The sequence below is a fragment of the Mycobacterium sp. 4D054 genome (assembly GCF_052245755.1).
GTDB lineage: Bacteria > Actinomycetota > Actinomycetes > Mycobacteriales > Mycobacteriaceae > Mycobacterium.
The window spans coordinates 25,496-37,462 of the sequence record NZ_JBQQCF010000037.1; the positions used below are offsets into that span (position 1 = coordinate 25,496).

Below are 11,967 nucleotides of genomic sequence, written 5' to 3' on the forward strand. Positions count from 1 at the left end.
GATACTCAACCCGCCGAAACTGCATTCCACGCGCCCATAACCGCGAAATGACCGCGCGGAATGCGATTTCGGCGATCAGGTGTCGATGTGGTCGGCGTACAGCTCGTGGCCGGTGCCCTGCTCGACCACCCGGCCGAGAAGCTCGCGCAGCGTGTCCTGCTCGGCCTTCGACAGCACGCCGAACACCTTGTCGTGCGCCGCGATCGCATCGTGGACCACCGCCGCGGCCACCTTGCGTCCGTCATCGGTCAGGAACGCCTGCAGGATGCGACCGTGCGCGGGATTCTGCTTTCGTTCGACCAGACCACGCTTCTCCAAGGCCGTGAGGGCCAGTTGCACGCCCTGCGGGGTGATCAGCAGCCGCCGGGCGAGTTCTGCACCGGACAGGCCGGGTTCGTTGGACAGCTGCCGCAACACCCCGATCTGGGCGGTGCTCACCCCGTGCTCGCTGACTGCCTCGTTCACGCTGGTCAGCGAGAAGTAGAAGGCCTGTTTGAGCAGCCAGAGGATGTTGTCGGTGAGCTCGATAGCCGCCACGTCACGCGCCTCCATGCCTAGACGTTAGCCGTCTGACCGCCGCTTTGGTCACCCCTTGTGGACGACGCCGTCCTTCATCACGAAACGCACATTGAGCATCGTCGTGATGTCGTCGCTGGGATCACCGTCGACCGCGATGATGTCGGCAAGGAACCCGGGAGCGAGCCGTCCGAATTCGTCGTCGGCCTCGATCAGTTCCGCGCTGGTCATCGTCGCAGCGCGCAGCGCCTGCATCGGCGTCATCCCACGGGCGACGAGGGCACACAACTCCTTGGCGTTCTGCCCGTGCGGGACCGCCGGAGCATCTGTGCCGCAGGCGATCCGCACTCCCGCGGCGATCGCCTTGGGCAGCATCGACTGCGCCTGCGGGAAGACGACCTCGGCCTTCTTGCGCAGCTCCGGTGCGATCCGGTCGACGGCCATCGCCTCGGTGAGGTAGGTGGTCGAGACCAGGAATGTGCCGTGGTCGACCATCATCTGGATGGTCTCGTCGGTCGCGAGGAAGCCGTGTTCGATGCAGTCGATACCCGCGCGGATGCATGCGCGGATCGCCCTGTCCCCAACGGCGTGTGCGGCGACCCGGACGCCGGCGCGGTGCGCCTCGTCGGCGATCGCGGCGAATTCGTCGTCGGAGTACTGCTGCGCGCCGGGAGCGGTGCTGTGCGACATCACCCCGCCCGACGCGGACACCTTGATCAGCTTGGCGCCGTGGCGGATCTGATAGCGCACGCATGCCCGGACGTCGTCGACACCGTTGGCGATGCCCTCGGCGACCGACAGTGGCATGATGCCCGGAGCCAGGCGCTGGAACACCGTCGGGTCGAGATGTCCGCCGTAAGGGGTGACCGCGTGCCCGGCCGGGTAGATCCGCGGGCCGACGTGCCACCCCTGTTCGATCGCGCGCTGCAGCGCGACGTCGAGCAGGTATCCGCCGGTCTTGACCATCAGGCCGAGGTTGCGCACCGTGGTGAAGCCCGCGTCCAGCGTGGTGCGCGCATTGACCGCGCCGCGCAGGGTGCGATAAGCGGGGTCGTCCTGCACCCCGTGCATCGGGCTGGGCAGTCCCTCCGGACCGCCCGGGCCGCCGATGAGCAAGTTGAGCTCCATGTCCATCAGCCCCGGCACCAGGGTCATGTCGCCGAGGTCGATGACCTCGGCGTCGACCGGCGGCTCCTCGGCCGGATCGACCGTCCGGATGCGGTTGCCGTCGACCACCACGACCGCCGGCGACCGGACCACCCCGGCCTCGACGTCGACCCACCGGGCCGCCTTGACGACCGTCGTGGTCACGGGACGGGTTCTACGTCGCAGTCCAGCGACGTGGCGCCGGTGTCGGGCACCTTCGGCTGCTTCCAGCACTCGACCGGGAACGACGCCTGGATCATCGAATACAGCATGTGCATCAGGTTCAGCACGTCTTCGGGCAGATCGTCGAGGGAGAACTTGTCGCAGTACGCGATGGCCTCCTCGGCCCGCGCGGTGATCGCGTCGTAGAAGGCCTGCAGCTCGGCCATCGTGCTGTTCAACCGCTTCGCGTAGCGCTCCGGTTCCGAGCCCAGGCACCAGTCGGAGAACTCCTCGAGATCGGCGAATTCCGGGGGCAGTTTCGCGGTCCCGGCCACACCGTCGATGTCGACGCTCATCGTCACACCCCCGCCGTCTTGCGCCGGTAATCCTCGACCCACGCGGCGGTTTCGGCATGGAGGTGCCGGATCAGGACCTCCTGGTCGCACAGCACGAAGTCGTCCAGCACCCGCGATTCGACCATCGACTGCGTGGCCTCGAGCGTGTTGGCGTCCTGCAGCCCGTACTCCTTGAACGACACTGCTGCGAGCTCTTGGGCGATGCGTTCCCGCGGGGTGCGCGGCTGCGGGAAGTACACGGTGCCCTCGAACAGGTGGCTGTTGTAGGACGTCGGCCAATAGTGATAGGTCAGATACCAGCCCTGCCCCCAGAACAGGATGACGAAGTTCGGGAACAGCTGGAATGAATCCAAGCCCCAAGGATCACATTTCGCCGGGTTCAGGCCGGCGGGCATCTCGCCCAGATCCGGCTTGTCCCACGGCCCGAAGAGCCCGCTCTGACAGATGTCCTCGATCGGCTTGCGCATCTCGTCGGCCATCTCCCAGGCGCGGACGCCGGACGTGCTGACGAGGCGGTGCGGCCCCTCGATGCGGTAGTGCGGCGCCTCGAAGCCGGCCTCCGCCGCGGCCTTCGAATATGCCGTCGGCGACTGGTTCGCGTGCAGTACCGGTGCGTGATAGAACTCCTGGAACGCGTCCATGTACAGCTTCCAGTTGGCCTTGACCTCCGAGCGGTAGTGGAAGCGCGAGGTCATGCGGTCAAACGGGTAGCCCTCCAGGTTCGTGATCATCGGCCCGAGGAACTCGCGCAGGGACTGCTCGGGCTCGGTCGCGAAATTGACGAAGATGAAGCCTTCCCACACATCGCAGTGCACCGGGACCAGGCCGTAGCGACTCTTGTCGAGGTCGAAGAACTCGCCCTCCTGCTGCACGAAGGTCAGGTTGCCGTCGAGGTCGTAGCGCCACGCGTGATACTTGCAGGTGAACTGGCGGCACACGCCGCTGGTCTCTTCCAGTGGCATATCGTTCCACACCAGCTTGTTGCCGCGGTGTCGACAGATGTTGTGGTAGGCCTTCACCTCGCCCGACGTGGTGCGCACGACGATGATCGACGTGTTGACGACCTTCATCTCCTTGGTGAAGTAGCTGCCTTTACGCGGGATCTGATCGACGCGGCCGACGTTCAGCCAGGCGCGCTTGAACACGGCCTTGCGCTCGATCTCGTAGAACTCCGGGTCGATGGAGTCCTCGTAGGACACCGGTCCGGTGCCCAGCTGCGGGTAGTGCTCAGTCCAGCTGCCTTCTGGCGGTTTGGGAAATCGGGCCATCGTCGTCTCCTGTTGACTGCCATCACTGCCGCACCGCCCCCTCGCGAAGCGACCGAACCAGTCTCGCAGGCAAACACACAGGCGCAGCTGCCTTTTCGCCATTTCGCAGGAGACGACACCGCCGACGGTATAGGGTTTGCCCGGCAATCACAAGTAGTTGATATTCGTATCGATCTTCATGCCGGCCTTGACAGGGAGGCGACGGTGCTGCACGACGAGCCTTTCATCGGCGGTGCCTGGCAGAGCCCGAGCAGCCATCGGCGCATCGAGGTGGTCTCCCCGCACACCGAGGAGTCCGTTCGCCTCCGTCGCGGCCGCCGCACCCGCAGACGTCGACCGTGCCGTCGCCACCGCACGCGAAACGCGTTCGACCGCGGGCCGTGGCCACGGACCGACGTCGCCGAACGCATCGCCAACGACTCCCCGTACCCTTTCGCGCCGTTCGGCGGGGTGAAGGCCAGCGGCCACGGCCGCGAACTCGGCCGTGAGGGCATCGACTCCTTCACCGAGACGAAATCCGTTGCGATCGCGCCGCGTTAGGCCTCGTCTTCGATGCCGAACGTCTCGATGGCCATCGCCAGCGTGCCGTAGCCGCCAGCCGTGAACACCAGGTCCATCAGCTGCTGCTCGTCGAGGTGTTCGGACAGCCGGCGCCAGGTGTCCTCGCTCACGACTGCGCGTGAGTGCAGTTCGTCGACGGCGGCGAGTACCGCTGCGTCGATCGCCTCCGGTAGAACACCGGACCTGATACCGTCCACTTCGTCGTCGGTGAGCCCTGCGCGCGTGGCGAGCGGCACGTGGTGGTCCCACAAGTATTCCGACCCGCGGCACACCGCCGTGCGCAGCACGACGGTCTCGGTGATCCGCTTCGGCAGCGTCGTCGTCACCAGCAGGTGCATGTTGAAGGTCAGGTACGCCTTCGTCAGCCGCGGGTGGCGCGCGAACGTCGCGAGCATGTTGCCGACCTTGTCGGGCTGCGCCCGCTCGGGCGGCATCATGACCGAGAGGGCACGGACGACGTCGTCGTCCCACTGCTCGGCCGGCAGCGGCGTCAGCCTCATTTCAGGCAGCTGCCCAGATCGATCGGCATCGACACCCCGGTGACATAGCGCGAGTGGTCGGAGGCGAAGAACATCACGGCATTGGTGATGTCCCCGACCTCCACCCACGGCCGCGGCATGCTGTGGAACATCTGGCAGATCGGCGCGATGTCGTCCGGACCCGGGTTCTCCAGATCGGGACGGAACAGCCGGAAGGTCTCATCGTTCATCACCATCGGCGAGTTCACGTGTGTGGGGTGCACGCTGTTGACTCGGATCATGTGGGGTGCGAGTTCGACCGCGCAGGAGCGCATCAGCCCGACGACGCCGTGTTTGGCCGAAACATATTGGCTCATCTGCGGATATGCCTTCATTCCGGCCACCGAGCTGGTCAACACGATCGATCCTCCGCGCCCGCCTTCGACGATGTGCGGAATGCCTGCCTTCACCGTCTTCCACACGCCGGTCAGGTTGATGTCCATCATCGTCTGCCAGACGGCTTCGTCCAGCGTCTCGACAGTCTGCCCGCCGTTGCCGATGCCGGCATTGGCCAGGATGATGTCGAGGCGCCCCAACTCGGCGACACCGCGGTCGACGACCGCCTTCATCGCGTCGAAGTCGCGGACGTCGACCTCCTCGGCGACGATGCGCCTGCCCAGCGCCTCGACGCGCTCCTTGGTTTCCACCAGATCGCCCAGGGTCGCCATCTCAAGTTGTACGTGGTCGACGTTCTTGCAGACGTCGATGGCGATGATGTCTGCGCCTTCTTCGGCGAACTTGATCGCGTGGCTTCGCCCCTGACCCCGCGCGGCGCCCGTGACGAAAGCGACCTTGCCCTTTACCCGTCCGGTCATCGGTTCACCTCCGCCGGCATGCTGTCCCAGCCACGAACCGCCGACGACGACGAGAAGACCGCGGCGTCGAGGTCGACCTCCCAGTCGGGGAAGCGGTTGAGGATCTCTTCGAGCGCGATGCGGCCTTCGATGCGCGCCAGCGCATTGCCCAGACAGTAGTGGGCCCCGACCCCGAAGGTCAGATGCTGCCGCGGCGACCGCGTGACGTCGAAATCCTCTGCGCGCTCACCGAACCTGCGTTCGTCGCGGTTCGCCGCACCGATCAGGGTGAGGATCGCACTGCCTTCCGGCACCGTGATTCCGTGGAAGACGACGTCGCTGGTCACGTAGCGCGCGGCCTGCAGCGCGGGCGGCTCATAGCGCAGGATCTCCTCGATCGCGCCCGGCAGCAATGACCGGTCGGCGGCGAGTCGGCGACGTTGATCGGGATGCTCGGACAGCAGCTTGCCCGACCATCCGATGAGCCGTGTCGTCGTCTCCGCGCCCGCCACCGCGACGACGTTCATAAACATCAGCAATTCGTCGCGGCGCAGCCTGCGCGTCACCCCCGTCTCGTCCTCGAACTCGGCGTTGAGCAGTTCGGTCGTGAGGTCGTCGGCGGGATGGTCGGTGCGCCAGTCGATGAAGTCGGCGAACACCTCTCCGTCGGTGAGCCCGCCGTCCGGGTTGTCGGTCATCCGCCCGCCGCGCTCGGTGCGCACATGCCGGTCACCGTCTTCCTGCACCCGGCGCTGGTAGTCCTCCGGTATCCCGAACAGCATGCCGACGACACGCAACGGCATCACCGCACCGAGATCCTTGACGAAGTCGAAGCGGTTGGCACCGGCCACCGGATCGAGACACTTCTTGGTGAACTCGCGGATCATCGGCTCCAGCGCATTGATCTTGCGCGGGGTAAATGCGCACGCGAGCAGCCCGCGGTGGATGTCGTGGATCGGCGGGTCTTCGAAGATGAGCAACCCGGGCGGAATCTCCATGCCGGACTTGATGATCTCCAGCACGACACCGCGGGCGGAGCTGAAATTCTGGTGGTCGACCAGCGTGCGGTTCACGTCGTCGAAGCGGCTGAGAGCATAGAAGTCGTGAGTCTCGTTGTAGTACAACGGCGCTTCGTCACGGAACCGTTTGAACATCGGGTACGGATCGGCATTCAGGTCGGCATGCCACGGGTCGTAGTAGAGCTCATCGGTCGCGCTGGCCGTCATCGCGGGACCCCTTTCTCGACGGTGGTCAGAGCGTGATGCTGTGCTTCTCGAAGTGCCGGGCCAGGGCCTGCATATACCCGTCACCGTGGAAGGGGCCCCTGGCTCCGATTGCGGCCTCAAGGAAGGGGCCGTACTCCTCGTCGTTGACGTAGGTGGACCAGTGCACGATCTGGCAGTCGTCGTTGGTCTCGACGAAGCTGATGGAGTAAAAGCCCATCGTCTCGCCCGTGTTGACGTTGGTTCCCTCCCAGCGGTACCGCTGCACGAACCCGTTCTCGGCAGGCCACACCTTAAAGTCGACCGGCTTCCAGTCGGGGAAGGTGACACCGTAGGCCTTCGCCTCGATCGTGGCGGCGGTGTCCCAGTGGGTGGCGACGTCCTTGAGGACCAGTTCCTGCTCGGCGACGAAGTACGGCGAGGTATACACCGCGTCGTCGGCGAACTCCCACTCGTCGTACGTCTCGCCCTCCTGCACCTTCTGCAGGACGTACTTGTCGCGGTAGCTCTCGGCCATCCGGCGGTGTTTCGCGATCCGCTCTACCAGATCCATTGCGTGTCAATTCCTTTCATCAACCGACCGGGCGCGAACCGGCTGCGGCGACTCCGACGCCTGCTACGTTGAATATACAGCGGTGTATTCCAGATACAAGAATGAATAAATTTCTTCAAAGGGGTGCGCCACCGGAGGCAGGCCCGGGTTGGGAGAATGACCAGATGGCAGAGCGGTGGACGAGGCAACGGCGTGTCGAGCACACCCGTTCGCTGCTGCTGGATGCCGCCGAAGAGGTCGTCGCACGGCAAGGTTTTGGCGCCGCGGCGCTGGAAGTGATCGCCGATGCGGCCGGGTACACGCGGGGCGCCATCTACTCGCATTTCGGCACCAAGGAGGAACTCTTCCTGGCGGTGATGGAGCGACAACTGCAGAGGTTCCTGGACGGTTTCACCGACATCGTCGAGTCGTTCCAGTCGCTCGACGAGATGGATGTCGACAAACTCGCCGAGCGATGGCGGGAGTTGACGATCGGCAATCCGGACCGTGCCGCACTGGGATACGAGTTTACTCTGTTCCTGGTGCGCAATCCCGAGGCGCGGGCCAGGGTCGCCGAGCAGCGGCGGCAGACAGCCGATTCTCTGGCCGAGTACATCACCAGCCATGTCGAGAAGATCGGCGGCCGGATGCGCATACCCGCGACCACCCTGTCCCGAGTCCTGATCGCGACCAATGAGGGTGTCACGCTGGGCAGCCACATCGACGGCGAGGATCTGTCGCGGCCGTTTCTGGAGATGATCCTCGCCAACGTCGAGCCGGCCAATTAGGCTTGTGAAATGTCTGACGAGATATCAATGCCCTCATAGCCTTTGAGCAGATCGGCCGACGGAAGCGCCATCTGAAGGTAGACGTCGATGCGACGCACTCTGCCGTCCGCGGTGAACTCGTACACCGACAGCGAGTTGACCACACTGTGGAAATCGCCCACCGAGCTACGCTCTTCGAGCTCGAGGAAAACGACACCGTCGTTCTCTGTCACCCGTTTGAACGTGCAGTCCCATTCCGCGTTGGGCGCCCAGTTGGTCAGGAATGCGGCGTAGTCATCCCAGTCCATCACTTCCTTGAAGTTGCCGACGCGGACGAACTCGTCGGTGGCGATCAAGTCGCGCAGCGGATTCCAGCTCTCGATGGAGAACCCCGGCCCCTTGGCGCTGTCGACGATCTGCTTGGTCGTGATCGCGTACTGCAGGACCGTTCTAGCGTTCCCACGGTGCTGCTCCGCGATTTCCTGCAGGCTCACGGCGCCACCCCCTGTGCCGCATCGAGATAGCGGTCGATGACCGAGTGGTAGTGGGCGATCACCACCTCTTCTTTCACCAGCGACATGTGGTCGAGCTGTTTGTTCCGCAAGCCCAACTGCTGTCGCGGCATCTGCTCGTAATCTTGTTGCAGCGCAGTGAAGTACTTGTACTCGCCCGGCTCGGTCACATCGATGCGCTGGGCGCGCAGCGCTTCTTTGTACTCGTCGGGCAGCCACATCACACTGATGATGTGCCAGTAGCACTTGTTGGGGTCACCGCTCTCGTGCGGCTGGGCCAGGATGACGGTCGCCTCACCGGCCCGCACGGTCATGAAGAAGTTCGGGAACAGCACCCACCCGTGGTTGTCACTCATCTGGGCATCGGTGAGCGCACTGACATCGAACCCCATGCCGGTCAGCGTCTCGCGGGTCGCGCGCTGCAGCAGGGTCCTCGGAGTCACACCGTCGGGGAGCTTCAATTCGCCGCCACCGTCGCGGTAGTCGGCGACCAGCTCCTGGAAGCGCGGCAACACGGCCGTTACCGACGGGAACGTCTCGGGCAGGCTCATGATGCCCTCAAGCTGCTCCTCCAGACCGTACGCCTTGCCGGCCACCTCGAACGGAGCGCACGAGACGCTGTGCTTGTCGAAGAACTTGTAGCGGGTGGTGCTCGGGTCGATCATGATCACCTGCAGCAACTGAGGGTGTATCCCGGAGATGTGATAGCCCTCTTCGAAGGCGTCCATCACCACTTTCCAGTTGCAGTTCAGCGCTTCCCGTACATCGAGCACCGTGTCCATCTCGTCGAGGTGGTACGGGGAGAGCAGGTCGACGACCTCCTGGCCCAGAAACTCGACCAGCGGAGCGGCCTGGGGGTCAGGGTTGACGAAGATGAAGCCGCCGAAGCACTCGACCGAGACCGGGAAGAGGCCGAGCCCCTCCTTGTCGAGTGCGGTCAGCACATTCTCCTTCTCCCGTAGCACACCTTTGAGCCGGCCCTCGTGGTCGTAGCTCCACAGGTGGTACTGGCAGAGCAGGCCGCGCTTGGCATTCCCCCGGCCGACGCACAGCTTGTTGCCGCGGTGCCGGCAGGCGTTGACGAAACCGCGGATCTGGCCGTCTTTGCCGCGCACCAGTAGGAAGGACTGGTCGAGCAGGCGGTACTCCATCCAGTCGCCCACCTCAGGCAGTTCCGATGCCCGCCCGGCCACCTGCCATACGCGCATCCAGATGCTCTCGTGCTCACGCTGGACATAGTCGGGGTCGGTGTACCGGTCCGTGCTGATGTCCATGCGGTACCGGCTCAGGTCTATGTCCTCCAGGCCCATGCCGGTGTCGAACCACTCCCCCGGGCGTAATGGCTGTGTCGTGGTCATAGACGCGATCACTCCTGTGTGTCGGCGATGCCTGCCGACAACTATACACAGTCGTATTTCACATACAAGTATGTATTTTTTTAAGCCGAGCAGACACAAATTCGCATGAAAGTGGTTGTGAACGTGCGACTTTGCGTCTGCTCGCAACAGGCGAGCCCGAGATCAGTCCGGCAGCTTGATGACCGACGTGTACATCTCGACGATCGGGCGGTACAGGTCGACATCGTCGAGCTGGCTGCCCAGTACGACGGAATCGCTCGTCGCGACCAGCGCCTGAGCGAACAACCTCGGCGAGATCAACAGCGTCGCGCCGAGGCGCTCCATTCCTTCGTTGATGAATGACGCCAACTGCTCGACGACCTCGGCGCGCTTGGCTGCGACACGATCGCGCGCCTCGGGGTTGCGCAGCAGATACAGCGTGAACTCCATTCCGAGCGCGGCATGTTCGGCGCCCCGGTCGATGCTGAGTTGGCGCCAGCGGCCCGCGATCTCGTCGAGCTCGTGGGCGCCAACCCGGCTCGCACTCGACATCACCTCGGCGAAATTGTCGAAGTAGCGGCGCCAGTAGCGGTCACTCACCGCAAGGAACAGATCCTCCTTGGCGGTGAAGTGCTTGTAGATCGCACCCTTGGTGTACCCGGCGGCACGTGCGATGTCATCGAGAGTGGCTGTGGTGAAACCTTTTTCCGCAAAGACTTCTTCAGCGGCATCGAGCAGCACCGAGCGAGTGTGCTCCAGCCTGCGCTCCCGGGTCCACCGCTCCGCCATGCCGAAAAGTCTGCCACAGAATCTGAGCAACCCATTGGATTCTCAGATACCGATGAGTATATTCGCATCCGTCGGGTCGCCCCGCTGCGTTGCGAACGCGTGCGGACGACTGCCTTCAGCGAGGGGAAACCGGATGAGCGATCTGTCCAAGAAGCCGGCCGTCACCGAATCGGCCACCCCGATTGCCGAACTCGGGCACCAGAAGCCGTCTTCGTCAGGCGCTGTCAGAATCTGGGCGACGGTCGGCGCCGTGTTCCTGGCGTACACGCTCTATGTGTTCATCCGGTGGGTCACCGGGCCGTACTTCGAGTCGGTGTCGGGGGGCCCGACCGAGCCACCGATGTACATGAAAGTCCCGCTGATCGCCAACGCCGTCGTGCTGTGGATCGGCCTGCCGTTCGCCCTCTGGTTCTTCCTCATCCGGCCCTGGGTGCGGGAGAGGCGCATCACGCTCGACGGCATGCTGCTGGTGTCGATGGGCCTGATGATGTTCCAGGACCCGATGCTGAACTACTACAGCACCTGGTGCACCTACAACGCGTGGCTGTACAACCAGGGTTCCTGGGCCCCGCACATCCCCGGCTGGGTGGCCCACGAGGAGCCCGGCCACACTGTGCCCGAGCCGCTGCTCACCAACATTCCCGGCTACATGTACGGCGTACTGCTGCTGACCATCGTCGGATGCGCGATTATGCGAAAGATCAAGAACCGGTGGCCGTCGATCAGCAATCTGCGCCTCATCCTGGTCACCTACGCGATCGCGATCGTCTTCGACTTCATCATGGAGGGACTCATCCTCCTGCCGATCGGCTTCTACTCCTATCCCGGCGCCATCCAGTCGTTGTCGTTCAACGCAGGCACGTATTACCAATGGCCGATCTACGAGGGTCTCATGTGGGGTGGTGTCCAGGCCGCGCTGTGCTGCCTGCGCTTCTTCACCGATGACCGGGGCCGCACGGTGGTCGAACGCGGACTGGACAACATACGGGGCGGATTCGTCAAACAGCAGTTCGTCCGCTTCCTGGCGATCTTCGGCGGAGTCAGCGCGTGCTTCTTCCTGTTCTACAACGTGCCGGCCACCTGGCTCGGCATGCACGCTGATCCATGGCCGGAAGACGTGCAGAAGCGGTCTTACTTCAACCCCGGTATCTGCGGCGAGGGAACCGACCGACCCTCCCCGAATCCTGATTTGCCGCTTCCGACCAAGCATTCGGGATTCGTCAACCACGACGGTGAACTCGTGTTGCCGGAAGGGGTGACGTTGCCGCCGGTGGTGCCGATCCAGGGCGCGAACAGCGTTGACGGCCAGTAGAGCCCGGCCGGCGGCCGACGCGTCCTGCCCGCCACCGTTCTACCGCGCGTCCGGTCGCGAGGTCGAGGTGTTCCTCGCCGCGGCGCGCCGCGGGTCTTCGGTGCTGTTGAAGGCCCAACCGGGTGCGGCAAGACCCGGTTCGTCGAGGCGATGGCGTACCGGCTGGGACGCGAC

Annotated in this window: 14 protein-coding genes and 1 pseudogene; 4 read left to right on the forward strand and 11 right to left on the reverse strand. The window is 64.3% G+C overall.

Going from position 1 to position 11,967, the window contains the following annotated elements; genetic code table 11:
* Nucleotides 1-75: 75 nt before the first annotated feature.
* The 4 genes from ACTWP6_RS22465 to ACTWP6_RS22480 are packed head-to-tail and all read right to left on the reverse strand — an operon-like array spanning nucleotide 76 to nucleotide 3,448.
* Nucleotides 76-528 carry a MarR family winged helix-turn-helix transcriptional regulator gene (locus ACTWP6_RS22465; protein WP_260758203.1) on the reverse strand — a complete coding sequence of 151 codons (453 nt, stop codon included), beginning with the start codon at nucleotides 526-528 and terminating at the stop codon, nucleotides 76-78.
* A gap of 57 nt (nucleotides 529-585) precedes the next feature.
* Nucleotides 586-1,827: a metal-dependent hydrolase family protein gene (locus ACTWP6_RS22470; RefSeq protein ID WP_443188809.1), complete on the reverse strand. Its 1,242-nt coding sequence runs from the start codon at nucleotides 1,825-1,827 to the stop codon at nucleotides 586-588.
* Nucleotides 1,824-2,180 carry a hypothetical protein gene (locus ACTWP6_RS22475; protein WP_443188810.1) on the reverse strand — a complete coding sequence of 119 codons (357 nt, stop codon included), beginning with the start codon at nucleotides 2,178-2,180 and terminating at the stop codon, nucleotides 1,824-1,826. Before ACTWP6_RS22475 ends, ACTWP6_RS22470 begins: the two co-directional genes overlap by 4 nt.
* A gap of 2 nt (nucleotides 2,181-2,182) precedes the next feature.
* Entirely contained in the window at nucleotides 2,183-3,448 is a 1,266-nt protein-coding gene (locus ACTWP6_RS22480; RefSeq protein ID WP_443188811.1) for an aromatic ring-hydroxylating oxygenase subunit alpha, read from the reverse strand.
* 204 nt (nucleotides 3,449-3,652) lie between these two features.
* On the opposite strand from ACTWP6_RS22480, the gene ACTWP6_RS22485 reads away from it, so the two are divergent.
* Nucleotides 3,653-3,988 (forward strand): aldehyde dehydrogenase family protein, encoded by a 336-nt coding sequence (locus ACTWP6_RS22485; RefSeq protein WP_443188812.1) that lies wholly within the window; start codon nucleotides 3,653-3,655, stop codon nucleotides 3,986-3,988.
* Here the strand turns inward: ACTWP6_RS22485 and ACTWP6_RS22490 are convergent.
* The 4 genes from ACTWP6_RS22490 to ACTWP6_RS22505 are packed head-to-tail and all read right to left on the reverse strand — an operon-like array spanning nucleotide 3,985 to nucleotide 7,097.
* On the reverse strand, nucleotides 3,985-4,509 hold the full coding sequence (locus ACTWP6_RS22490; RefSeq protein WP_443188813.1) for a carboxymuconolactone decarboxylase family protein: 525 nt from the start codon (nucleotides 4,507-4,509) through the stop codon (nucleotides 3,985-3,987). The two genes, ACTWP6_RS22485 and ACTWP6_RS22490, sit on opposite strands and share 4 nt — an antisense overlap.
* A complete protein-coding gene (locus ACTWP6_RS22495; protein WP_443188814.1) occupies nucleotides 4,506-5,342 on the reverse strand; it encodes a mycofactocin-coupled SDR family oxidoreductase in 837 nt (278 codons plus the stop codon). Before ACTWP6_RS22495 ends, ACTWP6_RS22490 begins: the two co-directional genes overlap by 4 nt.
* The gene (locus tag ACTWP6_RS22500; protein WP_443188815.1) at nucleotides 5,339-6,547 is read right to left on the reverse strand and encodes a cytochrome P450; all 1,209 of its coding nucleotides are present in this window, start codon (nucleotides 6,545-6,547) and stop codon (nucleotides 5,339-5,341) included. Before ACTWP6_RS22500 ends, ACTWP6_RS22495 begins: the two co-directional genes overlap by 4 nt.
* Before the next feature lie 25 nt (nucleotides 6,548-6,572).
* Nucleotides 6,573-7,097 carry a hypothetical protein gene (locus ACTWP6_RS22505; RefSeq protein WP_443188816.1) on the reverse strand — a complete coding sequence of 175 codons (525 nt, stop codon included), beginning with the start codon at nucleotides 7,095-7,097 and terminating at the stop codon, nucleotides 6,573-6,575.
* A gap of 164 nt (nucleotides 7,098-7,261) precedes the next feature.
* On the opposite strand from ACTWP6_RS22505, the gene ACTWP6_RS22510 reads away from it, so the two are divergent.
* A complete protein-coding gene (locus tag ACTWP6_RS22510; protein ID WP_443188817.1) occupies nucleotides 7,262-7,864 on the forward strand; it encodes a TetR/AcrR family transcriptional regulator in 603 nt (200 codons plus the stop codon).
* Here ACTWP6_RS22510 and ACTWP6_RS22515 read toward each other — a convergent pair.
* The 3 genes from ACTWP6_RS22515 to ACTWP6_RS22525 all read right to left on the reverse strand — a co-directional run bounded on the left by ACTWP6_RS22515 (nucleotide 7,861) and on the right by ACTWP6_RS22525 (nucleotide 10,481).
* Entirely contained in the window at nucleotides 7,861-8,337 is a 477-nt protein-coding gene (locus ACTWP6_RS22515; protein ID WP_443188818.1) for a hypothetical protein, read from the reverse strand. The genes ACTWP6_RS22510 and ACTWP6_RS22515 overlap by 4 nt on opposite strands.
* The gene (locus ACTWP6_RS22520; RefSeq protein ID WP_443188819.1) at nucleotides 8,334-9,713 is read right to left on the reverse strand and encodes an aromatic ring-hydroxylating oxygenase subunit alpha; all 1,380 of its coding nucleotides are present in this window, start codon (nucleotides 9,711-9,713) and stop codon (nucleotides 8,334-8,336) included. The genes ACTWP6_RS22515 and ACTWP6_RS22520 overlap by 4 nt, the downstream gene beginning before the upstream one ends.
* A gap of 162 nt (nucleotides 9,714-9,875) precedes the next feature.
* A complete protein-coding gene (locus ACTWP6_RS22525) occupies nucleotides 9,876-10,481 on the reverse strand; it encodes a TetR/AcrR family transcriptional regulator (protein ID WP_443188820.1) in 606 nt (201 codons plus the stop codon).
* 133 nt (nucleotides 10,482-10,614) lie between these two features.
* Here ACTWP6_RS22525 and ACTWP6_RS22530 point away from each other — a divergent pair, with 133 nt between their 5' ends.
* Complete coding sequence (locus tag ACTWP6_RS22530; protein WP_443188821.1) at nucleotides 10,615-11,793, forward strand: spirocyclase AveC family protein; 1,179 nt, start codon at nucleotides 10,615-10,617, stop codon at nucleotides 11,791-11,793.
* A pseudogene (locus ACTWP6_RS22535) lies at nucleotides 11,780-11,967 on the forward strand (CbbQ/NirQ/NorQ/GpvN family protein); the annotation flags it as partial. The gene ACTWP6_RS22530 and the pseudogene ACTWP6_RS22535, both read left to right, overlap by 14 nt.